The organism is Saccharopolyspora sp. 6V (assembly GCF_020176785.1).
GTDB lineage: Bacteria > Actinomycetota > Actinomycetes > Mycobacteriales > Pseudonocardiaceae > Saccharopolyspora_C > Saccharopolyspora_C gregorii.
The window spans coordinates 108,430-130,231 of record NZ_JAIUKB010000014.1 but is presented as its reverse complement, the minus strand read 5'-3'; the positions used below and the strand labels follow the sequence as shown (position 1 = coordinate 130,231).

33 protein-coding genes are annotated in these 21,802 nt (G+C 69.5%); 4 read left to right on the top strand and 29 right to left on the bottom strand.

The features are described from left to right. The first annotated feature begins 31 nt into the window (after positions 1 to 31). A complete protein-coding gene (locus LCD35_RS03150; protein ID WP_225043671.1) occupies positions 32 to 982 on the top strand; it encodes an ABC transporter ATP-binding protein in 951 nt (316 codons plus the stop codon). Beyond that, positions 979 to 2,166 carry an ABC transporter permease gene (locus LCD35_RS03145; protein WP_225043670.1) on the top strand — a complete coding sequence of 396 codons (1,188 nt, stop codon included), beginning with the start codon at positions 979 to 981 and terminating at the stop codon, positions 2,164 to 2,166. Before LCD35_RS03150 ends, LCD35_RS03145 begins: the two co-directional genes overlap by 4 nt. Before the next feature lie 234 nt (positions 2,167 to 2,400). Here LCD35_RS03145 and LCD35_RS03140 read toward each other — a convergent pair whose 3' ends face one another. The 8 genes from LCD35_RS03140 to infA form a co-directional block, all read right to left on the bottom strand. After that, positions 2,401 to 3,231 (bottom strand): tRNA pseudouridine(38-40) synthase TruA, encoded by an 831-nt coding sequence (locus tag LCD35_RS03140; RefSeq protein ID WP_224956704.1) that lies wholly within the window; start codon positions 3,229 to 3,231, stop codon positions 2,401 to 2,403. 68 nt (positions 3,232 to 3,299) lie between these two features. After that, positions 3,300 to 3,839 (bottom strand): 50S ribosomal protein L17, encoded by a 540-nt coding sequence (gene rplQ, locus LCD35_RS03135; RefSeq protein ID WP_224956622.1) that lies wholly within the window; start codon positions 3,837 to 3,839, stop codon positions 3,300 to 3,302. A gap of 50 nt (positions 3,840 to 3,889) precedes the next feature. Continuing rightward, positions 3,890 to 4,972 (bottom strand): DNA-directed RNA polymerase subunit alpha, encoded by a 1,083-nt coding sequence (locus LCD35_RS03130; RefSeq protein ID WP_224956624.1) that lies wholly within the window; start codon positions 4,970 to 4,972, stop codon positions 3,890 to 3,892. 143 nt (positions 4,973 to 5,115) lie between these two features. Further along, positions 5,116 to 5,721, bottom strand: coding sequence for a 30S ribosomal protein S4 (gene rpsD / locus LCD35_RS03125; RefSeq protein ID WP_224956626.1), 606 nt, complete (start codon positions 5,719 to 5,721; stop codon positions 5,116 to 5,118). Between the two features lie 23 nt (positions 5,722 to 5,744). Then, positions 5,745 to 6,149 carry a 30S ribosomal protein S11 gene (gene rpsK / locus LCD35_RS03120; protein ID WP_224956627.1) on the bottom strand — a complete coding sequence of 135 codons (405 nt, stop codon included), beginning with the start codon at positions 6,147 to 6,149 and terminating at the stop codon, positions 5,745 to 5,747. Positions 6,150 to 6,174: 25 nt separating this feature from the next. Then, on the bottom strand, positions 6,175 to 6,555 hold the full coding sequence (rpsM, locus tag LCD35_RS03115) for a 30S ribosomal protein S13 (RefSeq protein ID WP_224956628.1): 381 nt from the start codon (positions 6,553 to 6,555) through the stop codon (positions 6,175 to 6,177). A 172-nt stretch (positions 6,556 to 6,727) separates the two neighbouring features. Continuing rightward, positions 6,728 to 6,841 carry a 50S ribosomal protein L36 gene (gene rpmJ, locus LCD35_RS03110; RefSeq protein ID WP_184476415.1) on the bottom strand — a complete coding sequence of 38 codons (114 nt, stop codon included), beginning with the start codon at positions 6,839 to 6,841 and terminating at the stop codon, positions 6,728 to 6,730. Positions 6,842 to 6,894: 53 nt separating this feature from the next. Then, a complete protein-coding gene (infA, locus tag LCD35_RS03105; RefSeq protein ID WP_009948665.1) occupies positions 6,895 to 7,116 on the bottom strand; it encodes a translation initiation factor IF-1 in 222 nt (73 codons plus the stop codon). A 581-nt stretch (positions 7,117 to 7,697) separates the two neighbouring features. Between infA and LCD35_RS03100 the strand changes: the two genes are divergently transcribed. Next, positions 7,698 to 8,339, top strand: coding sequence for a methyltransferase domain-containing protein (locus LCD35_RS03100; protein ID WP_224956629.1), 642 nt, complete (start codon positions 7,698 to 7,700; stop codon positions 8,337 to 8,339). A gap of 115 nt (positions 8,340 to 8,454) precedes the next feature. Then, positions 8,455 to 9,057, top strand: coding sequence for a methyltransferase domain-containing protein (locus tag LCD35_RS03095; RefSeq protein ID WP_224956630.1), 603 nt, complete (start codon positions 8,455 to 8,457; stop codon positions 9,055 to 9,057). 118 nt (positions 9,058 to 9,175) lie between these two features. Here the strand turns inward: LCD35_RS03095 and map are convergent, their stop codons facing one another. From map to rplV, 21 genes are all read right to left on the bottom strand, one after another. Beyond that, positions 9,176 to 9,967: a type I methionyl aminopeptidase gene (map, locus tag LCD35_RS03090; protein ID WP_224956631.1), complete on the bottom strand. Its 792-nt coding sequence runs from the start codon at positions 9,965 to 9,967 to the stop codon at positions 9,176 to 9,178. Positions 9,968 to 9,999: 32 nt separating this feature from the next. Further along, a complete protein-coding gene (locus tag LCD35_RS03085) occupies positions 10,000 to 10,554 on the bottom strand; it encodes an adenylate kinase (protein WP_224956632.1) in 555 nt (184 codons plus the stop codon). A gap of 264 nt (positions 10,555 to 10,818) precedes the next feature. Then, positions 10,819 to 12,123: a preprotein translocase subunit SecY gene (gene secY / locus LCD35_RS03080; protein WP_224956633.1), complete on the bottom strand. Its 1,305-nt coding sequence runs from the start codon at positions 12,121 to 12,123 to the stop codon at positions 10,819 to 10,821. Positions 12,124 to 12,640: 517 nt separating this feature from the next. Continuing rightward, positions 12,641 to 13,237, bottom strand: a complete 597-nt coding sequence (locus LCD35_RS03075) for a hypothetical protein (RefSeq protein ID WP_224956635.1) — start codon at positions 13,235 to 13,237, stop codon at positions 12,641 to 12,643. 82 nt (positions 13,238 to 13,319) lie between these two features. Then, on the bottom strand, positions 13,320 to 13,925 hold the full coding sequence (locus LCD35_RS03070; protein ID WP_224956637.1) for a hypothetical protein: 606 nt from the start codon (positions 13,923 to 13,925) through the stop codon (positions 13,320 to 13,322). A gap of 89 nt (positions 13,926 to 14,014) precedes the next feature. After that, positions 14,015 to 14,515, bottom strand: coding sequence for a hypothetical protein (locus LCD35_RS03065; RefSeq protein ID WP_225043669.1), 501 nt, complete (start codon positions 14,513 to 14,515; stop codon positions 14,015 to 14,017). 536 nt (positions 14,516 to 15,051) lie between these two features. Continuing rightward, on the bottom strand, positions 15,052 to 15,501 hold the full coding sequence (rplO, locus tag LCD35_RS03060; protein WP_224956641.1) for a 50S ribosomal protein L15: 450 nt from the start codon (positions 15,499 to 15,501) through the stop codon (positions 15,052 to 15,054). A gap of 2 nt (positions 15,502 to 15,503) precedes the next feature. Next, the gene (rpmD, locus tag LCD35_RS03055) at positions 15,504 to 15,686 is read right to left on the bottom strand and encodes a 50S ribosomal protein L30 (RefSeq protein WP_224956643.1); all 183 of its coding nucleotides are present in this window, start codon (positions 15,684 to 15,686) and stop codon (positions 15,504 to 15,506) included. 1 nt (position 15,687) lies between these two features. Continuing rightward, on the bottom strand, positions 15,688 to 16,299 hold the full coding sequence (rpsE, locus tag LCD35_RS03050) for a 30S ribosomal protein S5 (RefSeq protein WP_184476393.1): 612 nt from the start codon (positions 16,297 to 16,299) through the stop codon (positions 15,688 to 15,690). A gap of 42 nt (positions 16,300 to 16,341) precedes the next feature. Then, entirely contained in the window at positions 16,342 to 16,746 is a 405-nt protein-coding gene (gene rplR / locus LCD35_RS03045; protein WP_255614166.1) for a 50S ribosomal protein L18, read from the bottom strand. Positions 16,747 to 16,748: 2 nt separating this feature from the next. Next, positions 16,749 to 17,288 (bottom strand): 50S ribosomal protein L6, encoded by a 540-nt coding sequence (gene rplF, locus LCD35_RS03040; protein WP_224956647.1) that lies wholly within the window; start codon positions 17,286 to 17,288, stop codon positions 16,749 to 16,751. Between the two features lie 12 nt (positions 17,289 to 17,300). Continuing rightward, positions 17,301 to 17,699 carry a 30S ribosomal protein S8 gene (rpsH, locus tag LCD35_RS03035; RefSeq protein WP_184476384.1) on the bottom strand — a complete coding sequence of 133 codons (399 nt, stop codon included), beginning with the start codon at positions 17,697 to 17,699 and terminating at the stop codon, positions 17,301 to 17,303. A 221-nt stretch (positions 17,700 to 17,920) separates the two neighbouring features. Then, complete coding sequence (locus LCD35_RS03030) at positions 17,921 to 18,106, bottom strand: type Z 30S ribosomal protein S14 (protein ID WP_184476381.1); 186 nt, start codon at positions 18,104 to 18,106, stop codon at positions 17,921 to 17,923. A 42-nt stretch (positions 18,107 to 18,148) separates the two neighbouring features. Next, positions 18,149 to 18,712 carry a 50S ribosomal protein L5 gene (rplE, locus tag LCD35_RS03025; protein ID WP_224956649.1) on the bottom strand — a complete coding sequence of 188 codons (564 nt, stop codon included), beginning with the start codon at positions 18,710 to 18,712 and terminating at the stop codon, positions 18,149 to 18,151. 2 nt (positions 18,713 to 18,714) lie between these two features. Beyond that, positions 18,715 to 19,029 (bottom strand): 50S ribosomal protein L24, encoded by a 315-nt coding sequence (gene rplX / locus LCD35_RS03020; protein WP_224956651.1) that lies wholly within the window; start codon positions 19,027 to 19,029, stop codon positions 18,715 to 18,717. Further along, a complete protein-coding gene (gene rplN / locus LCD35_RS03015) occupies positions 19,029 to 19,397 on the bottom strand; it encodes a 50S ribosomal protein L14 (protein ID WP_224956653.1) in 369 nt (122 codons plus the stop codon). The genes rplX and rplN overlap by 1 nt, the downstream gene beginning before the upstream one ends. A 140-nt stretch (positions 19,398 to 19,537) precedes the next feature. Beyond that, the gene (gene rpsQ / locus LCD35_RS03010; protein ID WP_224956655.1) at positions 19,538 to 19,819 is read right to left on the bottom strand and encodes a 30S ribosomal protein S17; all 282 of its coding nucleotides are present in this window, start codon (positions 19,817 to 19,819) and stop codon (positions 19,538 to 19,540) included. Further along, positions 19,816 to 20,058: a 50S ribosomal protein L29 gene (gene rpmC, locus LCD35_RS03005; RefSeq protein ID WP_224956657.1), complete on the bottom strand. Its 243-nt coding sequence runs from the start codon at positions 20,056 to 20,058 to the stop codon at positions 19,816 to 19,818. The genes rpsQ and rpmC overlap by 4 nt, the downstream gene beginning before the upstream one ends. Continuing rightward, on the bottom strand, positions 20,058 to 20,477 hold the full coding sequence (gene rplP, locus LCD35_RS03000) for a 50S ribosomal protein L16 (RefSeq protein ID WP_224956659.1): 420 nt from the start codon (positions 20,475 to 20,477) through the stop codon (positions 20,058 to 20,060). The genes rpmC and rplP overlap by 1 nt, the downstream gene beginning before the upstream one ends. A 3-nt stretch (positions 20,478 to 20,480) precedes the next feature. Continuing rightward, a complete protein-coding gene (gene rpsC / locus LCD35_RS02995; RefSeq protein WP_224956660.1) occupies positions 20,481 to 21,380 on the bottom strand; it encodes a 30S ribosomal protein S3 in 900 nt (299 codons plus the stop codon). After that, positions 21,380 to 21,793, bottom strand: coding sequence for a 50S ribosomal protein L22 (rplV, locus tag LCD35_RS02990; RefSeq protein ID WP_224956661.1), 414 nt, complete (start codon positions 21,791 to 21,793; stop codon positions 21,380 to 21,382). Before rplV ends, rpsC begins: the two co-directional genes overlap by 1 nt. Positions 21,794 to 21,802 lie beyond the last annotated feature (9 nt).

Genomic DNA, 21,802 nt, shown 5'->3' with positions numbered 1-21,802 from the left:
GGCGCCCACTCCGGCGCTGCCATCGGGGACGATGATCCGAGTCGGCAGCCGACCGGAGGAGGCGTTGCACGTGGTGGACAGCGGTCTGGAGATCGACCACATCTCCAAGCGCTACGGCGAGATCGCCGCCCTGCGCGACATGGTGTTCACCGTGGGACCCGGGGAGCTGTTCGGCTTCGTCGGCAGCAACGGCGCGGGCAAGACGACCACCATGCGCATCGCGCTCGGCGTACTCGCCGCCGACTCCGGCGAGGTCCGCTTCCGCGGCCGGCCGCTCGACCTCGACGTGCGCAGGCGCTTCGGCTACATGCCGGAGGAACGCGGGCTCTACCCCAAGATGAAGGTCGCCGAGCAGCTCGCCCACCTCGGCGAACTGCACGGCATGAGCCGTGCCGCCGCCCGCGCCGCCGCCGAGCGCTGGACCGACCGGCTCGGCCTCCGGGAACGGCGCGACGACCAGGTGCAGCGGCTCAGCCTCGGCAACCAGCAGCGCGTCCAGCTGGCGGCGGCCCTCGTGCACGACCCCGACGTGCTGGTGCTCGACGAACCGTTCTCCGGCCTCGACCCGGTCGCCGTCGAAGTGATGGGCGAGGTGCTGCGCGAAACCCGCGACCGCGGCGTCCCCGTGCTGTTCTCCAGCCACCAGCTCGACCTGGTGCAGCGGCTCTGCGACCGGGTCGGCATCGTCCGCGGCGGCAGCATGATCGCTTGCGGCGGGGTGGACGAGCTGCGCGAGCGGGGGCCCGCCCGGCTCGTGGTGCACGCGCCGCAGGCCGCGCCCGGCTGGACCGACGGGCTCGCCGGCGTCCGCGTCCTCGGCCAGCAGCACGGCCGCAGCACCCTCGAACTCGCCGACGGCACCGACGACCAGGTGGTGCTGCGCGCCGCGCTCGCCACCGGGCCGGTGCACGAGTTCCGCCGGGACCGCCCCGACCTCACCGACCTGTTCCGCACCGTCGTCACCGAGGAGCCCGCCGCATGAGCCCCGCCCGCACCGTGTGGCTCGTCGCCCGCCGCGAGGTCAACACCCGCATCCGCACCCGATCGTTCCTGCTCAGCACGGCAGCGATCCTGGTGATCCTGATCGGCTACGCGGGGCTGATGTTCTTCATCGGGCAGCAGAGCGGCAGCACGAAGATCGGGTTCACCGGCCAGGCCACCGCCGTCGCCACCCCGCTGCGGAGCACCGCGGCCCGGCTCGGCACCACCGTCGAGAGCAGCCGGATCCCGGACCGGGCCACCGGGGAACGGCTCGTCGCCGACGGCGAGCTGGACGGGCTGGTCACCGGAGCCCCGGACGCGCTGCACCTGGTGGTGCGCGGCGAACCGGACTCGGCGGTGCGCACCGCGCTCGACGAGGTGGTGCGCCAGCAGGCCCTCGACGCCCAGCTCGCGATGGCCGGGTTGGAACCCGCCGACGTGCACCAGGTGCTGGCCGGAGCGCACGTGGACGTGCGCACCCTGGAACCCGCGGACCCCCAGCGCGACCAACGGCTCGGCGTGGCCGTGGGCGCCGGGATGCTGCTGTACTTCTTCCTGATCATGTTCGGGCAGGCCGTGGCGCAGGGCGTCGTGGAGGAGAAGACCAGCCGGGTCGTGGAGATCCTGCTGTCCACCATCCGCCCCGCCCAGCTGCTCGCCGGGAAGGTGCTGGGCATCGGCCTGGCCGGGCTCGCGCAGTTCGTGCTGATCGGCGGCATCGGGCTGGCCGCCGCCATCGGGTCCGGTGTGCTCGCGCTGCCGTCGACCGCCCTGGCCGGGACCTTGGTGTGGACGCTGGTGTGGTTCCTGCTCGGCTTCTACCTGTACGCGACGGTCCTCGCGGCGGCGGCCTCGCTGGTCTCCCGGCAGGAGGACCTGCAGAGCGTCGTCAGCCCGGTGATCATGGTGCTGGTGGTGCCGTTCCTGGTGGGGGTCACCGTGCTGGCGCAGGACCCGGAGAGCCGGCTGGGCGCGGTGCTGTCCCTGGTGCCCGGCTTCTCACCGGTGCTGATGCCGATGCGGACCGCGCTGGGCGTCGCCGAACCGTGGGAGTGCGTGGTGTCGGTGCTGCTCGGCGTCGCCGCGCTGCTGGTGCTGCTGCGGCTCGGTGGGCGGATCTACGCGAACGCGGTGCTGCGCACCGGAGCCCGGGTCAAGCTCACCGAAGCCCTGCGCCGCACCTGACCGGCAGGCCCGACCCTCCCGCTGCCCGGCAGGTCTTGGCCGTGTCTTGTCAGCGGCGAAGCCGCTGAGCGGAGACCCAGCACGCAACGGGACCACCCGCGGGTTCTCAGCGGTTCCCTCGCGAGGACAGCTTTTTCGCATGTGGCGGAGCCACCTGCGAAAAAGATCCCGCAGCGAGGGGGCCGCTGAGGTTCCGCCACCCCACCACCCGAGCAGCAGGGGGACGGCGCAGCCTCACCCGAGCGAGCGGAGGCCGCGCGTCTGTTCTGCCCGCACCGCCAGCTCGGCCTCGTCCGGGTAGTCCACGCCGAGCAGGGTGAGCCCGTGCGCGGGCGCCACCGCGCTGGTGCGCTCCCCGGCTCCGGCGAGCTCCGCGGGCCAGCCACCGCCGCGCCGCCCGTCCCCGACGAGCAGCAGCGCCCCCACCAGGCTCCGCACCATCGAGTGGCAGAACGCGTCCGCGCTCACCCGCGCCACGATCAGGTGCTCCGCCACCCGCTCCCATTCGAAGCGCTGCAGCTCCCGCACCGTCGTCGCGCCCTCCCGCGGCTTGCAGAACGCCGCGAAGTCCCGCAACCCCAGCAGGTCCAGCGAGGCCGCGTTCAGCGCCGCCACGTCCACCGGGCGGTTCCACGCCAAGGTGTCCCGCCGCCGCAGCGGATCGACTCCCCACGACGCGTCCGAGACCTGGTAGCGGTAGTGCCGCCGCAGCGCCGAGAACCGGGCGTCGAACCCCGCGGGAGCCACCCGCGCGTCCAGCACCCGCACGTCGCCCGGCAGGATCCGGTTCCAGCGGTGCCGCATCCGCTCCAGGTCCGGGATCCCGCGCTCGTCCACGGGGATCCGCACGGTCGAGCCGGGCTCGAACGGCACCACGTCCACGTGCACCACCTGACCGGTGGCGTGCACCCCGGCGTCGGTGCGTCCGGCCACCACAACCGAGCGCGGGACGTCGCGGCCCGGGGGCTGCTTGGCCAGCGCGTCCTCCAGCAGCCCCTGCACGGTGCGCCTGCCGGGCTGCTTCGCCCAGCCGGAGAAGTCGGTGCCCTCGTAGGACACGTCCAGGCGGAGACGAACGAGCCCGCCGTCCCCGTGGGGAGCGGCGGGCTCGTTCGCGGCGTCGTCGACCCGAATCAGGACTCGTCCTTCTTCGCGGTCTCCTCGACCCCTGCCTCAGCGGCGTCGTCGGCCTTGGCCTCGACGGCCTCGTCGGCCGTGGTCTCCTCGACCGCGGGAGTCTCCTCCGCAGCCGGGGTGGCCTCGGCGTCCTTGGCGAACTTGGTGCCGCGAGCGGCTTCCGCCTCGGCGGTGACGGTCTTCTCCGTCACCAGGGCGATCACGGCCATCTTGGCGCTGTCACCGCGACGCGGCATCGCCTTGACGATCCGGGTGTAGCCGCCCGGCCGCTCCGCGAAGTGCGGACCGATCTCGGCGAAGAGCTTGTGCACGACGTCCTTGTCGCGGATGGTCTTCATGACCTCGCGACGGTTGTGCAGGTCGCCCTTCTTGGCTTTGGTGATCAGGCGCTCGGCGAGCGGACGCAGCCGCTTCGCCTTCGCCTCGGTAGTCGTGATCTTGCCGTGCTCGAACAGCGACGTGGCCAGGTTGGCCAGCATCAGCCGCTCGTGCGCCGGCGACCCGCCGAGACGCGCTCCCTTGGTGGGGGTGGGCATCGCTTGCTCCTCTCAAGGCGCGGATCGGGTGGCCCTCCCGCGCAACACAGCTACAGCTGCTCTGTCTCCGCGTAGTCCTGACCGTCGTCGTAGCCGTTGTCCTCGGCCACCGACAAGGAGCCCAGCGGGGTGTCGTCGTCCGCCGACCAGCCCTCCGAGGCGTACTCGGCAGCGGCGGCCGACGGGTCGAACCCGGGCGGGCTGTCCTTGAGGGACAGGCCCAGACCCACCAGCTTCAGCTTGACCTCGTCGATGGACTTCGCACCGAAGTTGCGAATGTCCAGCAGGTCGGCCTCGCTGCGCGACACCAGCTCACCGACGGTGTGGATCCCCTCCCGCTTGAGGCAGTTGTAGGAACGCACCGTCAGGTCCAGGTCCTCGATCGGCATCGCGTAGGCCGCGATGGTGTCGGCCTCCGCGGGCGACGGCCCGATCTCGATGCCCTCGGCATCCACGTTGAGCTCGCGCGCCAACCCGAACAGCTCGACCAGGGTCCGACCGGCCGACGCGACCGCGTCGCGCGGCGTGATCGACGGCTTGGTCTCGACGTCCAGGATCAGCTTGTCGAAGTCGGTGCGCTGCTCGACGCGGGTCGCCTCGACCTTGTACGTCACCTTCAGCACCGGCGAGTAGATCGAGTCGACCGGGATGCGGCCGATCTCGGCACCGGTCTGCTTGTTCTGCACCGCCGGGACGTAGCCGCGACCGCGCTCGACGACGAGCTCGATCTCCAGCTTGCCCTTGCCGTTGAGCGTGGCGATGTGCAGATCCGGGTTGTGCACGGTGACCCCGGCCGGCGGCACGATGTCGGCCGCGGTGACCTCACCGGGGCCCTGCTTGCGCAGGTACATCGTGACCGGCTCGTCCTCCTCGGAGCTCGTGACGAGCTCCTTGAGGTTCAGGATGACGTCGGTGACGTCCTCCTTCACGCCCGGGATGGTGGTGAACTCGTGCAGCACACCGTCGATCCGCAGGCTGGTGACGGCCGCACCGGGGATCGAGGACAGCAGGGTGCGGCGCAGCGAGTTGCCGAGGGTGTAGCCGAAGCCGGGCTCCAGCGGCTCGATGACGAACCGGGAGCGGGTCTCGGTCACGGCCTCTTCGGCCAGTGAGGGTCGCTGGGAGATGAGCATGTGAGTTTCCTTTGCCTACGACGCCCGCTATTTGACGTCGGTGGAATGGCTGCCCGCGGCGAACCGCGGGCGGACGGCGGAATCCGGCTCCGCCGCCCGGACGGCCACCGCCGGCGACCTGGTGGGGCCGCCGGCGGGAAGCATCACTTCGAGTAGTACTCGACGATGAGCTGCTCGGTGACCGGGGTGTCGATCTGCGCGCGCTCCGGGAGCTGGTGCACCAGGACGCGGAGGTTCGACGGGACGACCTGCAGCCACGCCGGCACCGGCCGCTCGCCCAAGGTCTCCTTGGCGATGATGAACGGCGTGGTGTTGATCGACTTCGGCTTCACGTCGATGATGTCGAACTTCGAGACCTGGAAGCTCGGAACGTTCACCTTGGTGCCGTTGACCACGAAGTGGCCGTGGCTGACCAGCTGCCGCGCCATCCGCCGGGTGCGGGCCAGGCCCGACCGGTAGATCACGTTGTCCAGGCGGGACTCCAGCAGCTGCAGGAGGTTCTCGCCGGTACGGCCGGTGCGGCGGTTGGCTTCCTCGTAGTACGAGCGGAACTGGCGCTCGAGGATGCCGTAGGTGAAACGAGCCTTCTGCTTCTCCTGGAGCTGCAGCAGGTACTCGGTTTCCTTGATGCGCGCGCGCCCGTGCTGACCCGGCGGGTACGGACGACGCTCGAACGCCTGGTCCCCACCGATGAGGTCAACCTTCAGACGGCGGGACTTGCGGGTCGCGGGACCGGTGTAACGTGCCATCTTCTTCTACTCCTCTCCCGCGATCAGACCCGGCGCCGCTTGGGCGGCCGGCAACCGTTGTGCGGCTGCGGGGTCACGTCCTGGATCGTGCCGACCTCGAGGCCGGCGGCCTGCAGCGAGCGGATCGCCGTCTCGCGGCCCGAGCCCGGGCCCTTCACGAAGACGTCGACCTTCTTCATGCCGTGCTCGGCGGCCTTGCGGGCAGCGTTCTCAGCGGCCATCTGCGCGGCGTACGGGGTGGACTTGCGGGAGCCCTTGAACCCGACGTGGCCCGCGGAGGCCCAGCTGATCACAGCACCGGTCGGGTCCGTGATGGACACGATGGTGTTGTTGAAGGTGCTCTTGATGTGCGCCTGTCCGTGCGCGACATTCTTCTTTTCCTTGCGCCGCACCTTCTTGACGGCGCCGGTGCGAGACTTGGGTGGCATAGCTGTCGTGGTCTCCTAGCGACGCTTACTTCTTCCCGGCCTTCTTCTTGCCGGCGACCGTCTTCTTCGGCCCCTTGCGGGTACGGGCGTTGGTCTTCGTCCGCTGCCCGTTCAACGGGAGGTGGCGGCGGTGCCGCGTCCCCTCGTAGCAACCGATCTCGATCTTCCGGCGGATGTCGGCCGCGACCTCGCGGCGCAGGTCACCCTCGACCCGAAAATTGTTCTCGATGTAGTCGCGGAGCTTCGCGAGCTGCTCGTCGTCGAGATCCTTCGCGCGGGCGTCGAACGAGATGTCCGTCGCCTTCAGGATCTCCTGGGAACGGCTGCGGCCGATCCCGAAGATGTAGGTCAGCGCGACCTCCATGCGCTTGTCGCGCGGGAGGTCGACACCGGTGATCCGTGCCATTGCGGCAGGTCTCCTTCGTGTCGTTCCAGGTCTGCAACCCCAGCCACCTCCGCGCCGCGGACGGCGCGAAGCCCCGGCCTGGAACCGGGGGTCGACCGGCTCACCTCGCGAGCCGGCAGGTCAGGGGAGTTCCCTTGGATTGTCTGTAGCTACCCGTCTGCGACGGACGCGATCAGCCCTGGCGCTGCTTGTGGCGCTGGTTGTCGCAGATGACCAGGACCCGCCCGTGACGGCGGATGATCTGGCACTTGTCGCAGATCTTCTTCACACTCGGTTGGACCTTCACGGCCTGTGCTCTCCTGCTCGGACGCGTGCCCGGTCTCCCGGACACCGTGGAGGTCACTTGTAGCGGTAGACGATGCGCCCACGGGAAAGGTCGTAGGGCGAGAGCTCCACGACGACCCGGTCCTCGGGCAGGATGCGGATGTAGTGCTGACGCATCTTGCCACTGATGTGCGCGAGGACCTTGTGCCCGTTCTCCAACTCGACGCGGAACATCGCGTTGGGGAGCGGCTCGATCACGCGACCCTCGACCTCAATGGCCCCGTCTTTTTTGCCCATGTCCTCCGCGTTTCGTGACGGTGACGGTTGGTAAGGCTTGCGCCTTCGGCCACCTGACCAGGAGACTTCCCCCAGGACTGGTGGCAGGCGCACTGCGGCCGGTCCGGACGCCCTGAGCCCTGCGGCGTGAACCGCTGGACACCCGTGGGGCGACTTGGCCAGCGAGCCGGAACCGACCCCCTGCACGCGCCCCCTGCGAGCAGGACGCACGACGAACCGGCGCGATGAGTGCGCCGTTGCTCCACTGTACGCGCACGCGGATCGCGCCTTCACCCGGGGCCGGGCAACACCCCAGGTCGGCGGGCTCGGCCGGTTCGGCGGACGCCCGCGGGCCGGGTCCGTCCCGGCGCGGCGGTGGGACGGGACCGCCCACTCGGGCGGTTGCGGGGCCGCTCGCGGGCTGTCTACGTTCGATCTCACCCGGCGGCGCGACGACGACGTCGCCCGGAGCCGCGGGCACTCCGGTCACCGGTGCCTCCGCCGCGCACCCCGGCCACGGGAAGCCGCGAGGCCGCCCGCCCAGGGCATCGGCCACCCCAGCGATCCCGTTCCGACCACCGAACCGCGCTTCGAGGAGAGCAGTGACCGCCCAACAGGACCGTCCCGCCAGCACTCGCCCGTCCGGCCTGCCCGGCAAGCTCGGCGAGTACCGCGCCTTCCTCGCCGGAGCCGTGCGCAACCCGCAGAAGGTCGGCGCGGCCACCCCCACCTCGGCGGCGGTCGCCGGGGTCGTCGCCCAGGTGGTGCCCACCACCGGCCAGCCCGTGGTGCTGGAGCTCGGCCCCGGCACCGGTTCGCTCAGCGGCGGCATCCGGGATCGGCTGCCCGCCGGGGCCCGGCACGTCGGCATCGAGCTCGTCGACGAAATGGTGCGCCACCTGCAGGTGCACGCCCCGTGGATGGAGCTGGTCCACGGCGACGCAGGCGACCTGGTCCCGCTGCTGGCCGAACGGGGCGTCGACCAGGTGGACGCCGTGATCAGCAGCCTGCCCTGGTCGCTGCTGGGCGAAGCCGACCAGGACCGGATCCTCGGCGAGGTCACCAAGGTGCTCGCCCCGCACGGCGCGTTCACCGCGCTGACCTACCTGCCCGCCGAGCACAACACCGGCGGGCGGCGCTTCCGGCAACGGCTCGCCGCCACCTTCGACGAGGTCATCACGCACACCACGTGGCGCAACCTCCCGCCGATCCTGCACTACATCTGCCGCCGACCGCTGCTCTGATCGGACGGACCGCCCAGCGCACGCAATTCCCCCGCACGGCAGCGTCATCGCCCGCGCGCGGCGCCCGAGTCGCTACCGTGCCGCACGGACCGCCCGACCGATCCAGGAGCGCCGAGTGAGCAAGCGAGCCAAGCTGCACGAGTACCGCACCTTCGTCACGCGAGCCGTGCGGCAGCCCGGAACCGTAGGTGCGGTGCTGCCCACCTCCGAGCACGTGGCCCGCGCGGTCGCCGAGGTCGTACCCGCGCACGGGACGCCGACGGTCCTCGAACTGGGCCCCGGCACGGGGGCGCTGAGCGGCGCGCTGCACGAACGGCTGCCCGCGGGCGCCGACCACTTCGCGGTGGAGATCGACTCGGAGATGGTGCGCTACCTCGCCGCGACCAAGCCGTGGCTGGAGGTCATCGAGGGCGACGCCGGGCACCTCGGCGACCTGCTGCGCACCGCGAACCGCAACCAGGTCGACGCGGTGATCAGCAGCATCCCGTGGACCCTGCTGCCGGCGGACAAGCAGCGCGAACTGCTCGCGGAGGTCGCGAAGGCGCTGACCCCCGGCGGCGTGTTCACCACCGTCACCTACGTGACGACGCTGTGGCGGCGGAACACGATCGCCTTCACCGAACTGCTGCGGGAGACCTTCGAGGAGGTCCTGCCGCGCAGCACCGTGTGGCGCAACGTCCCGCCGGCCCGCGTCTACGTCTGCCGCCGCCCCCGCTGACCCCTGCCGCCGCAGCCCTGCCGCGAACGCGTGCTCGCGGGCGGGCCGGTGGCCCCGAACAGCGGAACGCCCCACCCGCCGGATCGGCGAGCGGGGCGTCCTGCGCGTTCGGGTCCGGTCAGCTCTCCGGGGCGGTCAGCACCCAGGGGCCGTTCTCGGTGATCGCGACGGTGTGCTCCCAGTGGGCCGCGCGGGAACCGTCGACGGTGACCACGGTCCACTCGTCGTCGAGCTCCTCCGTCTCCGCGGAACCCAGCGTCAGCATCGGCTCCACCGCCAGCGCCATGCCGACCCGCAGCTTCGGACCGCGGCCCGGCTTGCCGAGGTTCGGCAGGAAGGGCTCCATGTGCATCTCGGTGCCGATGCCGTGCCCGCCGTACTCGGCGATGATCCCGTACTGGTTGCCGTCGGCCTTGGCCGCGGCCTGGGCGGCGCTCTGCACCGCGTGCGAGATGTCGGTGAGGTGCGCACCGGCCTGGGCGCGCTGCAGACCGGCCCACATGGCCTTGCGGGTCGCGTCGGACAGCGCCTGGTCGCGGGCGCTGACGGTGCCGACGGACAGCGTGACCGCGGAGTCCCCGTGCCAACCGTCCAGGATCGCCCCGCAGTCCACCGAGAGCAGGTCGCCGTCGGCGAGCACCTCGGACTTCGAGGGGATGCCGTGCACGACCTTCTCGTTCAGCGACGCGCAGATCGACGCCGGGAAACCGTGGTAGCCCTGGAACGACGGGACCGCGCCCGCGTCCCGGATCACCTGCTCGGCGAGCTCGTCGAGCTCACCGGTGCTCACGCCCGGCTCCGCTTTCGCGGTCACCGCGGCGAGCGCGTCGGCGACGACCAGCCCAGCGGCCCGCATGGCCTCGATCTCGCCGGTCGATTTGAGCTCGATGCCCTTGCCTCGCCGAAACACCCGTGCTCCCGTCCGTTCCTCGGTGCCGCTCGTCAGGCCTTCTGGCCCAGCGCGTCCAGCGCGCGGTCGGTGATCTCCTCGACCGAACCGAGCGCGTTGATCTTGACCACCTTGGGGCGGTAGTAGTCCAGCAGCGGCTCGGTCTCCGAGTGGTAGACCGCGAGCCTGCGCCGGATCACGTCCTCGGTGTCGTCGGAGCGGCCGCGGGCCAGCATGCGGCTCACCAGCTCCTCCTCCGGCACGTCGAACTGGAGGACCGCGGACAGCTCCATGCCGTTCTCGGCCAGGATCTCGCCGAGCACGTCGGCCTGCGGCGTGGTGCGCGGGAACCCGTCGAGCAGGAACCCCTTCTGCGCGTCCGGCTCCGCGAGGCGCTCCCGCACCATCTCGTTGGTGACCTCGTCGGGCACCAGTTCACCGGCGTCGATGTAGGACTTGGCCTGCTGCCCGAGCGGCGTGGAATTGCCGATGTTCGCCCGGAACAGGTCGCCGGTGGAGATGTGCGGAACGGCGAGCCGTTCGCCCAGCACGGCCGCTTGGGTGCCCTTGCCCGCACCCGGCGGGCCGACGAGAACCAATCGCACCAAGGGTCTGCCTCCGAATCATTCCGGTGGTCTGCCGCCACCTTCGTCGAGCGCTCCGCACTCACCCCGTGGAGTGCGGATGCTGGTCACCGCGCGCGTTGCCCGGCGCTCCGGCGACCGTGCGGTGCGCCTGGGATCTCAGCCCAGGCAGGCACCGCGTCAGACGTCGCCGCGGACGGACACCCTAGTGCAAGCGCTGCGCGGAACGCTCGTGAGTGAGCTTCCGCGATGCGAAACGCCGTGTCCGGTATCCGTTGTCCGACGAGTTTACCGGAGGAAACCCTCGTAGTTCCGCTGCGTGAGTTGGCTCTCGATCTGCTTCACCGTGTCCAAGCCGACGTTGACCATGATCAACACAGCGGTGCCGCCGAACGGGAAGTTCTGGTTCCCGCCCTGGCCGGTCAGGCCCAGGAAGAAGTTCGGCAGGATCGCGATGATGCCCAGGTACAGCGAACCGGGCAGCGTGATCCGGGAGAGCACGAAGCTCAGGTACTCCGCGGTCGGCCTGCCGGGCCGGATGCCGGGGATGAACCCGCCGAACTTCTTCATCTCGTCCGCCCGCTCTTCCGGGTTGAACGTGATCGAGACGTAGAAGTAGGCGAAGAAGATGATCATCGCCATGTACAGCAGGATGTGCACCCAGCTGGACGGGTCGACGATGTAGGTCTGGATGAACCGCGCCCACCAGGAGTCCTGGTTGCCCGCGAGCTGCCCGAGCAGCTGCGGCAGGTACAGCAGCGAGGAACCGAAGATCACCGGGATCACACCGGCCTGGTTCACCTTCAACGGCAGGTAGGTCGAGGTGCCGCCGTACATGCGGCGCCCGATCATCCGCTTCGCGTACTGCACCGGGATGCGGCGCTGCGCCTGCTCGATGAAGACCACCGTCGCGATGATGGCCACCGCGAACACCAGGATCACCGCGAACACCAGGCCGCCGTGCGTCTGCAGGATCTGGCCGCCCTCGGCGGGGATCCGCGCCGCGATCGAGGTGAAGATGAGCAGCGACATGCCGTTGCCGATACCGCGCTCGGTGATCAGCTCGCCCATCCACATCAGCAGTGCGGCGCCCGCCGTCATCACGACCACGATCGTGATGAGGTTCAGCACCGAGCTGTCCGGGATGACGTCCGCGGTGCAGTTCGGGAACAGCTGGCCGCGCTCGGCGAGCGCGACGATGCCGGTCGCCTGCAGCACCGCCAGCGCGATCGCCAGGTACCGGGTGTACTGCGTCAGCTTCGCCTGGCCGGACTGGCCTTCCTTCTTCAGCTGCTCGAAGCGTGGAATGACCACCTGGAGCAGCTGCACGATGATGCTCGCGGTGATGTAGGGCATGATGCCCAGCGACAACACCGACAACTGCAACAACGCGCCACCGCTGAACAGGTTCAACAGCGAGAAGACGCTCTGACTGCCCTGCAACTCCTGGTAGCACTGCTGGACGTTCGGATACGAGACCCCCGGGGAGGGAATCGTGGCGCCGAGCCGGTACAGCACGACCATGCCCAGAGTGAACAGGATCTTGCGGCGCAGGTCCGGCGTCGCCAGAGCCGAGCGGAAGGCGCCGAGCACGCGAACCTCCTGGTGCGCAAGCCGGGAGTACCGGCCGAACGATGGCCGGCTTCCCAATTCCTCGTACACGGGGCCGGCACGGCTGGAAAATCCACAGCACCGTGCTCGGCACGGTGCTGCCTGGGCGACTCTAGCAGGTCGCCTAACGCGTCCCGCCGGTCGGCGGTGATCCGCCGCACCTCGGATCGTTCCCGTTCGGCGAACACGACTGGGAACGACCCGAGCGACGCACGGTGACCGCCACCGCCGAGGCCGAGCACCCCGCCCCGCGCGACGGAGAAAACCCCCACACCGCCCGAATTCGAAACCCCACGAAGAGTCGCGCGGTCCGCCATGTCAGCGGCGAAGCCGATGAGCGGAGACCACCCGAGCAAGAGGACCACTCGGGGTTCTCAGCGTTCTCCTCGCGAGGACAGCGTTTCCTCCGGTGGCGGAGCCACCGGTGAGAACGATCCCGCAGCGAGGAGGACGCTGAGGTTCCGCCACCCCACCCCCGGAACAAGACGAGCGGAGCAGATCAGCCGCAATTCGCGGCGTGCTCCTCCTCCGTCATCGGGCTGGTGTCCTGGACGACCGTGCTCTGCTGGTCCTCGGCCGGGCCGGTGACCTCCATCGGCACGTACCAGATGTAGTGGTCGTAGAACTTGTCCTCGAAGTGCAGCTCGTAGGTGCCCGTCACCTTCTGCATCTTCGGTCCGTAGTAGACCCGCCCGGCGTCGCCCGGCTGCACGTCGATGTTCGTCGTCTGGCTCTCGGTGTGGGATTCCTTCCACTCGTGGCCGTAGCTGGCCTTGAAGGTCACCTTGAACACCTCGCCGAACGAGGTCGACATGGACAGCCCGAGGCTGTTGCTCTCCGAGGTGGTGTCGGACCAGCTGACGCCCATCCGCTGCGGCAGCTCGGTGCAGTTGAACGTCGGGCTGCCCACCTGCTCCGAGGTGTTCTGGAAGTACTCGGGCTCGCCCTCCGGGTGGAACACGCAGCTGTCGGTGCCGTTGTCGCACTTCTCCAGGAGTTCGCGAGCGGTCGGTTCCTCCGCGGCGGAGGCGGGCGGGGCGATCAGCAGTCCCGCGGCGGCGGTCGCGGCCGCGGCGGTGGCGATGCGTCGGATCATCGGGAGACCTCTTCTCGATCGGAGCTCGGCGCGGTCCGCGGCGCGTGGGGGCTGGGGCCGGGCGGCGGGCCCGCCGTTCCCGTCACGGGCATTGGGAGATCTCCTCCTCCGTCATGTCCCGCACGTGCTGGCTGACCGCGCTCGTCGGGTCCGGGGCCGGCCCGGTGATCTCCATCGGCACGTACCAGATGTAGTGGTCGTGGAACTTGTCCTCGAAATGCAGCTCGTAGGTGCCCTTCACCTTCTGCATCTGCGCGGCGCGCTCCACCGAACCCACCTGGTTCGGTTCGGTGTCCACGTGGGTCGTCTGGGATTCGGTGTGCGATTCCTCCCAGGTGTGCTCGTAGCTCTGCTCGTAGGCGACGGCGAAGACCTTGCCGAACCCGGCTTCCGTGGTCATGGACAGGCCGACGCTGTTGCTCTGCGAGGTGGTGTCCGACCACTCCACCGAGAACCGCTGCAGGCCGTCGGTGCAGTTGTAGACCGGGTCGCCGACGGTGTGCCGGTCCTCCACGTAGTACTCGGGTTGCCCTTCCGGGTGGAACACGCAGCTGTCGGTGCCGTTGTCGCACTTCTCCATCAGCTCGCGGGTGGTCGGTTCGTCGGCGGCCGAGGCCGCGGGGGCGAAGGCCAGCGAGGCCAGCGAGAACGCGGAGACGAGCACCGCGCTGGTCCGGCGTGGGGACATGGCTTCTCCTCGTTGAGAGCGGGGCCCGCGGCGGAACTCGGTGCGGGGGGGGCGGATCGCGCCGCGGGGAGATCCGGCCGCCCGATCGCTCAGCTCAGCCCGACCGACTGGGTGCGGTCGTTCATCAGGTCGCCGACGTAGGCGGTGTTCTCCTTGAACGGCCCGTCCCGGTCGCCGCCGAGGCCCGGCTCGGGGTACAGCCAGATCCAGCAGTCGCCCCACGGCTGCACCGAGGTGACCCGGTCCTTCCAGTCGTCCGGCAGGTCGATCTGGTAGTCGACCCAGCCGTCCTTCTCGCACAACCCGGAGCCGTAGATGGTGAAGCTGTCGCCGCCGTAGTTCTCCTCGTCGAACAGCGTGCCCTGGACGACCTCGCCGTCCCGGGTGTCCGCGGCGCCGGCGCCGGCGCTGCCGGTGGCTTCGGCGAGGGTGTCGAAGCAGTGCTGCTGCCCGGTGTCGGCGTGGAAGGCGCAGTGCCGCGCGGGGGCGGCGTCCGCGGTCTTGGCCGCGGTGGCGACTCCGGGAATGGCGGCCGCCAGCAGCGACATCGCCACCAGCGGGAGTCCTGCGCGCAACGTTCGAAGCCGCATGTCCGCTCCTCAGGTCTTCGTCGATCGGAGGTGTGCTTCGGGGCACTTGCCCGATCAAGGTAGAGCGGCCCGAGATTGGTCTGCACCAGCAAATGGGAGGGCTGCATTCGGCGGAACGGCGGCGGGCGCTCACACTTTTCGCGGCGGCCGTTCGGCGCAGCACCACTGCTCCGTGAGCCCCGCGCGGCGACCGGAACCACGAGCGCCGAACGACGAAACCCCAGCACAGCAAGGCCCTCACCCGCTCGGCGCCGACGTCGGCCGCACCCGGTCGGGAACGCGGAGCGGACCGGCCGCGCACCACCGCCGTTCACCGCGGCGGCACGATCCGTTCACCACGGCGGCGCGGAAACCGCGGCGCAGCGCGCCCCGCGCCCGGCCGACGAACCGGAACCGCAGGTCAGCGCCTCGCGCCCGCGAGGTGGAACGGCGAAGAACCAGGAAATCACCAGAATCCGGCGTTCCGGCCCCGCACATGCGAAAGGGGCCGCCCCCCCCCAGGTCGACCGCCCCCCACGACCGGATCACCGCGTCGTTCAGCTGTCCAGCTTGGTCGCCGAACCGCCCGCGGCAGTGATCTTCTCCTGCGCGCTGCCGGTGAAGGCGTGCGCGGTGACGTCCAGCTTGACGCCCTCCAGCTCGCCGCCACCGAGGATCTTCACCAGTTCGCCCTTGTTGGCGAGACCGGCCGAGATCAGCTCGTCGAGACCGACGGTGCCGCCGTTCGGGAACGCAACGGCCAGGCGGCCGAGGTTCACGCCCTGGTACTCCACGCGGTTGCGGTTCTTGAAGCCGCGAAGCTTCGGCAGCCGCATGTGGATCGGCATCTGCCCGCCCTCGAAGCGCGGGGAGACGGTCTTGCGAGCCTTGGTGCCCTTGGTACCGCGGCCCGCGGTCTTGCCCTTGGAACCCTCACCACGGCCGACCCGGATCTTGTCCCGGTTCGAACCCGGCGCGGGCCGCAGGTCATGGATCTTGATGACCATGATCAGTCGACCTCCTCAACCGTCACCAGGTGGTGCACGGCCTTGATCAGGCCACGCGTGTTCGCGTCGTCCGGGCGAACAACCGACTGGCGGATCTTGCGCAGCCCGAGGGTGCGCATGCTGTCCCGCTGGTTGCTCTTGGTGCCCACCAGACCACGCGTCTGAGTGATCTTCAGCTGTGCCACGTCACGCCCCCTGACCGGCACGGGCGCGCAGCATGAACGCGGGAGCCACGTCCTCCAGCGGCAGACCGCGGCGGGCCGCGACCTCCTCCGGACGCTGCAGGCTCTTCAGCGCCGCCACGGTGGCGTGCACGATGTTGATCGGGTTGTCGCTGCCCAGCGACTTGCTCAGCACGTCGTGCACGCCGGCGCCTTCCAGCACCGCGCGCACCGGGCCACCGGCGATGACACCGGTACCGGCGCTGGCCGGGCGCAGCATGACGACGCCTGCGGCGTCCTCACCCTGCACCGGGTGCGTGATCGTGCCGCCGAGGCGGGGGACGCGGAAGAAGTTCTTCTTCGCCTCCTCCACGCCCTTGGCGATCGCCGCGGGCACTTCCTTGGCCTTGCCGTAGCCGACACCGACCATGCCGTCGGTGTCACCGACGACCACGAGCGCGGTGAAGCTGAACCGCCGGCCGCCCTTGACGACCTTCGCGACGCGGTTGATCGTCACGACGCGCTCGAACTGCATGCTCTTCTCTTGGGCCGCCCCGCCACGGCCACCGTCGCGGCGGTCCCGGCGGTCTTTGCCGCCGGACTCCGAACCGCCGTCACGCCGAGTGCGTCCAGGCATCAGGCGTCCCTCTCGATCGTTGTCATCTCAGTCGTACGCATGTCAGAACTCCAGGCCGCCCTCGCGAGCGGCATCGGCCAGCGCCGCGACGCGGCCGTGGTAGGCGTTGCCGCCCCGGTCGAACACGACCTTCTCGACCCCGGCGTCCTTGGCGCGAGCCGCAACCAGCTCGCCGACCTTGGTCGCCTTGGCCTTCTTGTCGCCCTCGAGGGTGCGCAGGTCGGCTTCCATGCTGGAGGCCGACGCCAGCGTGTGACCCGCGACGTCGTCGATGACCTGCGCGACGATGTGCCGCGTGGACCGGGTCACGACCAGGCGCGGACGCGCAGGCGTGCCGCTGATCTTCTTGCGGAGCCGGAAGTGGCGGTTGGCGCGGGCGATCCGACGCACGGTCGAGATGTCCTTGCCCACGGGCTTGCGCTTCGTAGCAGTGGTTGTCTCGCTCATGGTCACTTACCCGTCTTTCCGACCTTGCGGCGGATGGTCTCGCCGGCGTACCGGACGCCCTTGCCCTTGTACGGGTCGGGGCGGCGCAGCTTGCGGATCCTGGCTGCGACCTCGCCGACCAGCTGCTTGTCGATGCCCTTGACCGACAGCTTGGTCGCGCCGTCGACCGCGAACTCGATGCCCTGCGGCGGCTCGATCACGATGGGGTGGCTGTAGCCCAGGGAGAACTCGAGGTTCGATCCCTTGAGCAGCACGCGGTAACCCACGCCGTGGATCTCGAGGTTCTTCTGGTAGCCCTGGCTGACGCCGAGCACCATGTTGTTGACCAGGCTGCGCGAAAGACCGTGCAGCGAGCGGCTCTCCCGCTCATCGTCCGGCCGCTTGACCAGGACCGACCCGTCGTCATCCTTCTCGACGATGATGGGCTCGGCGATGTTCTGTTCCAGGGTGCCCTTCGGCCCCTTGACCGTCACCGCCTGCCCGTCGATGGTGACCTCGACGCCGGAGGGCACGGTGATCGGAAGCTTCCCGATGCGCGACATGCTCCTCCTCCCTTACCAAACGTAGGCGAGGACTTCCCCGCCCACGCCTTGCTTGATGGCCTGCCGGTCGGTCACCAGACCACCCGACGTGGAAATGATCGCGATGCCCAGTCCGCCGAGAACCTTCGGCAGGTTGGTGGACTTCGCGTAGACCCGCAGGCCGGGCTTCGAGACCCGTCGCAGGCCGGCGATGCTGCGCTCCCGGTTCGGGCCGTACTTGAGCTCGACGACCAGGTTCTGGCCCTTCTCGCCCTGCTCGGCACGGGAACCCGTCACGTAACCCTCGCGCTTGAGGATCTCGGCGATGTTCGCCTTGAGCTTCGAATGCGGCATCACGACCTCGTCGTGATAAGCCGAGCTTCCATTCCGCAGACGCGTCAGCATGTCTGCGATGGGATCGGTCATCGTCATGGTGACCTGGTCCACCTTTCTCACCCGGTTCCGACGGACCCGGACGCGCCCCGCGCTGCGGGAGGTCTGGATCCTGGCCTAGGCGAAGTCGGATCACGCCTGCTCGATCGGCAGGCTCATGTCAGCGGCGCGCACGCGCGCCAGCCCGCCGAAGCGGGCAAAAGACCTGGTGGTGCCCGCCGAGCGTACCCGTCACCGGGTGGCGCTCAGCGGGCGGGCACTCACCAGGAAGACTTGCTCACGCCCGGCAGCTCGCCGGCGTGCGCCATCTCGCGGAAGCACACGCGGCACAGGCCGAACTTGCGGAAGACCGACCGCGGACGCCCGCAACGCTGGCAGCGGGTGTAGCCGCGCACCTTGAACTTGGGCTTGCGGGCGGCCTTGTTGATCAGCGCCTTCTTGGCCATCGGCTCAGTTCTCCTTGTTTCGACGCCCAGCGATACCCGACATCACTGCTCCTTGAACGGGAAGCCCAGGTGGCGCAGCAGCCGCCGGCCTTCCTCATTGGTGGTGGCCGTGGTCACCACGGTGATGTCCATACCGCGAGGACGGTCGATCGAGTCGGGGTCGATCTCGTGGAACATCGACTGCTCGTTGAGCCCGAAGGTGTAGTTGCCGTTGCCGTCGAACTGCTTCGGCGACAGGCCGCGGAAGTCACGGATGCGCGGCAGCGCGATGGTGACCAGGCGGTCGACGAACTCCCACATGCGGTCGCCGCGCAGCGTGACGCGCGCACCGATCGGCATGCCTTCGCGCAGCTTGAACTGAGCGATGGACTTGCGGGCCCGGCGGATCTCGGGGCGCTGACCGGTGATGATGGTCAGGTCGCGGACCGCGCCTTCGATGAGCTTGCTGTCCCGGGCGGCGTCGCCGACACCCATGTTGACGACGACCTTGACGACGCCGGGCACCAGCATGGGGTTCGCGTACTCGAACTCCTGCTGCAGGGCCGGGCGGATCTCGTCGCGGTACCGGGTCTTGAGCCGGGGGACGATCTTCTCTGCGGTAGTCATGATCAGATGTCCTTCCCGTTGCGGCGAGAGACGCGGACCTTCTTGCCGTCCTCGCCGATCCGGTAGCCCACGCGAGTGGGGTTGCCGTCGGAGTCGACCACCATCACGTTGCTCACGTGGATGGCCGCTTCCTGGGTGACGATGCCGCCGGACTGCGCACCGCGTTCGGTCCGGGAGACCTTGGTGTGCTTCTTGATCCGGTTGACGCCCTCGACGAGGACGCGCTCGCGCTGCGGGTAGGCCGCGATGACCTTGCCCCGGGCACCCTTGTCCTTGCCGGAGATCACGACGACCGTGTCGCCCTTCTTGATCTTCATCACAGCACCTCCGGCGCGAGCGAAATGATCTTCATGTACTTCTTGTCGCGCAGCTCGCGGCCGACGGGGCCGAAGATGCGGGTCCCGCGCGGACCACCGTCCGGCTTGATCAGCACCGCGGCGTTCTCGTCGAACCGGATGTACGAGCCATCCGCGCGGCGCTTCTCCTTCTTCTGGCGGACGATGACGGCCTTGACCACATCGCCCTTCTTCACACCGGCACCCGGAATGGCTTCCTTCACGGTGGCGACGATGACGTCACCGATACCCGCGTAGCGCCGGCCGGAACCACCGAGGACGCGGATCGTGAGGATCTCCTTGGCCCCAGTGTTGTCAGCGACGCGAAGTCGCGACTCCTGCTGGATCACGTCTGACTCCTGACCCTAAGTGCCCGCACCCTGCGCGCGGACACACTCTGGCGCGCCAAATTTCCGACCTGACGCGCGCGGTCATCACCCGAAGAGGGCCGGGCGCCGACATACCGGCGACCGGCCCGCTTCCGATGTCCTTACTTGGCCCGTTCCACGACCTCGACGAGGCGCCAGCGCTTCGTCGCGGACAGCGGCCGGGTCTCCATCAGGAGAACGCGGTCGCCGATCCCGGCCGTGTTGGCCTCGTCGTGCGCCTTGACCTTGGTGGTCTGGCGCATGACCTTGCCGTAGAGAGCGTGCTTCTTGCGGTCCTCGAGGGAGACCACGATCGTCTTGTCCATCTTGTCCGAGACGACGTAGCCCTCGCGGGTTTTGCGGTAGTTCCGCGCCACGCTCTGTCCTTCTGCCTGGCTGCTCATGCCGCGCCCTCCTCGGTCGCGTCAGGGGACACCGTCAGGCCGAGCTCGCGCTCGCGCATGATGGTGTAGATCCGGGCGATGTCCCTGCGGACCACGCGCAACCGGCGGTTGTTCTCCAACTGCCCGGTCGCCATCTGGAACCGAAGGTTGAACAGCTCTTCCTTCGACTCCCGGACGCGGGCCAGCAATTCCTCGTCGCCCAGCTCCCGGAGCTCACCAGCGGTGACACCAGCCGCCATCAGAAGTCACCACCCTCGCGGGACACGATCTTGCACTTCATCGGCAGCTTGTGCGCCGCACGGGTCAACGCCTCCACAGCCGTCTTCTTGTTCGGGAAGTTCAGCTCGAACATGACGCGGCCGGGCTTGACGTTCGCGACCCAGGACTCGGGCGAACCCTTACCGGAACCCTGCCGGGTCTCGGCCGGCTTCTTCGTCAGCGGGCGGTCCGGGAAGATGTTGATCCAGACCTTGCCGCCACGCTTGACGTGCCGGGTGATGGCGATACGAGCCGACTCGATCTGCCGGTTGGTCACGTAGCCGTGCTCGATCGCCTGGATGCCGTATTCGCCGAAGTTGATGCGGGTGCCGCCCTTGGCGAAGCCCTTGCGCTTCGGTGCGTGGCTCTTGCGCCACTTCACCCTGCGTGGGACCAGCACTGCTCAGCCCTCCGTCTTCTGATCGGCCTGCGGCTCGGCCACGGCCGGGGCGTTGGCGGTCGCCGCGTCGCCCGCGGTCTGCGCCTGCTCCGGGCTCTCCGCCGTACCGCCCTTGGCTGCGGCGCGGCCGGCCTCGGTGCCGCCGGCACCGGTGGTGCCGGAAGCGCCGGAGCGACGGCGGCCACCGCGCTCGGAACGGCCGCCGCGCTCACCGCGGCCGCCACCCTCGCCGCGAGGCGCGCGCACCTCGGACTGCTCCTGCTTCTGCTTCAGGCCGCCGACCAGCTCGCCCTTGTAGATCCACACCTTGACGCCGATGCGACCGAACGTGGTGCGGGCCTCGAAGAAGCCGTAGTCGATGTCCGCGCGCAGCGTGTGCAGCGGGACGCGACCCTCGCGGTAGAACTCGGAACGGGACATCTCGGCCCCGCCCAGCCGCCCACCGCACTGCACCCGGATGCCCTTGACCTGCGGCGAGCGCATGGCCGACTGGATGGCCTTGCGCATCGCGCGCCGGAAGGACACGCGGTTGGACAGCTGCTCGGCCACGCCCTGCGCGACGAGCTGCGCGTCGGCCTCGGAGTTCTTGACCTCGAGGATGTTGAGCTGGACCTGCTTGCCGGTCAGCTTCTCCAGCGAACCGCGGATGCGGTCCGCCTCGGCACCGCGACGGCCGATGACGATGCCCGGCCGGGCGGTGTGAATGTCCACCCGGACCCGCTCGCGGGTGCGCTCGATCTCCACCTTGGAGATCCCTGCGCGCTCCATACCGCGAGAGAGCCGACGGCGGATCTTGACGTCCTCCGCAACGTATTCCGCATACTGCTTGTCGGCGTACCACCGGGACTTCCAGTCCGTGGTGATGCCGAGTCGGAAGCCGTGCGGGTTGATCTTCTGACCCACTACCGGGCACTCCCCTTCTGGCTCTTCGTCTTACCGGCCGCCTTCGGCCGCGACTCCACCTCGATGGTGATGTGCGCGGTCCGCTTGCGAATCCGGTACGCACGGCCCTGGGCACGGGGCTGGAACCGCTTCAGCGTCGGTCCCTCGTCCACGTACGCCCGGTGCACCCACAGGGTGTCGGGGTCGAGCGACTGGTTGTTCTCCGCGTTGGCGACGGCACTGGCGAGCACCTTCGACACCGGACCGCTGGCGGCCTGCGGCGCGAACTGGAGCACTGCCAGGGCTTCGCTGGCGCTACGGCCCTTGATGAGCTCGACCACGCGACGGGCCTTCATCGGCGTCACGCGGACGAAGCGGGCCCGCGCCACCGCGCGGGTGTCAGCCGCAGCGGTGTCGTCGGAACGGGCTGTCATCCTGCTACC

What these genes read in the sequence shown, in the direction of transcription:
- LCD35_RS03150 (WP_225043671.1), top strand. Translation starts at nt 32, where the DNA reads ATGATCCGAGTCGGCAGCCGACCGGAGGAGGCGTTGCACGTGGTGGAC.
- LCD35_RS03145 (WP_225043670.1), top strand. Translation starts at nt 979, where the DNA reads ATGAGCCCCGCCCGCACCGTGTGGCTCGTCGCCCGCCGCGAGGTCAAC.
- rplQ (WP_224956622.1), bottom strand. Translation starts at nt 3,839, where the DNA reads ATGCCCACCCCCACCAAGGGAGCGCGTCTCGGCGGGTCGCCGGCGCAC.
- LCD35_RS03130 (WP_224956624.1), bottom strand. Translation starts at nt 4,972, where the DNA reads ATGCTCATCTCCCAGCGACCCTCACTGGCCGAAGAGGCCGTGACCGAG.
- rpsD (WP_224956626.1), bottom strand. Translation starts at nt 5,721, where the DNA reads ATGGCACGTTACACCGGTCCCGCGACCCGCAAGTCCCGCCGTCTGAAG.
- rpsK (WP_224956627.1), bottom strand. Translation starts at nt 6,149, where the DNA reads ATGCCACCCAAGTCTCGCACCGGCGCCGTCAAGAAGGTGCGGCGCAAG.
- rpsM (WP_224956628.1), bottom strand. Translation starts at nt 6,555, where the DNA reads ATGGCACGGATCACCGGTGTCGACCTCCCGCGCGACAAGCGCATGGAG.
- infA (WP_009948665.1), bottom strand. Translation starts at nt 7,116, where the DNA reads ATGGGCAAAAAAGACGGGGCCATTGAGGTCGAGGGTCGCGTGATCGAG.
- LCD35_RS03075 (WP_224956635.1), bottom strand. Translation starts at nt 13,237, where the DNA reads ATGATCCGACGCATCGCCACCGCCGCGGCCGCGACCGCCGCCGCGGGA.
- LCD35_RS03070 (WP_224956637.1), bottom strand. Translation starts at nt 13,925, where the DNA reads ATGTCCCCACGCCGGACCAGCGCGGTGCTCGTCTCCGCGTTCTCGCTG.
- LCD35_RS03065 (WP_225043669.1), bottom strand. Translation starts at nt 14,515, where the DNA reads ATGCGGCTTCGAACGTTGCGCGCAGGACTCCCGCTGGTGGCGATGTCG.
- rplO (WP_224956641.1), bottom strand. Translation starts at nt 15,501, where the DNA reads ATGGTCATCAAGATCCATGACCTGCGGCCCGCGCCGGGTTCGAACCGG.
- rpsE (WP_184476393.1), bottom strand. Translation starts at nt 16,299, where the DNA reads ATGCCTGGACGCACTCGGCGTGACGGCGGTTCGGAGTCCGGCGGCAAA.
- rplR (WP_255614166.1), bottom strand. Translation starts at nt 16,746, where the DNA reads ATGAGCGAGACAACCACTGCTACGAAGCGCAAGCCCGTGGGCAAGGAC.
- rplF (WP_224956647.1), bottom strand. Translation starts at nt 17,288, where the DNA reads ATGTCGCGCATCGGGAAGCTTCCGATCACCGTGCCCTCCGGCGTCGAG.
- rpsH (WP_184476384.1), bottom strand. Translation starts at nt 17,699, where the DNA reads ATGACGATGACCGATCCCATCGCAGACATGCTGACGCGTCTGCGGAAT.
- LCD35_RS03030 (WP_184476381.1), bottom strand. Translation starts at nt 18,106, where the DNA reads ATGGCCAAGAAGGCGCTGATCAACAAGGCCGCCCGCAAGCCCAAGTTC.
- rplE (WP_224956649.1), bottom strand. Translation starts at nt 18,712, where the DNA reads ATGACTACCGCAGAGAAGATCGTCCCCCGGCTCAAGACCCGGTACCGC.
- rplX (WP_224956651.1), bottom strand. Translation starts at nt 19,029, where the DNA reads ATGAAGATCAAGAAGGGCGACACGGTCGTCGTGATCTCCGGCAAGGAC.
- rpsQ (WP_224956655.1), bottom strand. Translation starts at nt 19,819, where the DNA reads ATGAGCAGCCAGGCAGAAGGACAGAGCGTGGCGCGGAACTACCGCAAA.
- rpmC (WP_224956657.1), bottom strand. Translation starts at nt 20,058, where the DNA reads ATGGCGGCTGGTGTCACCGCTGGTGAGCTCCGGGAGCTGGGCGACGAG.
- rplV (WP_224956661.1), bottom strand. Translation starts at nt 21,793, where the DNA reads ATGACAGCCCGTTCCGACGACACCGCTGCGGCTGACACCCGCGCGGTG.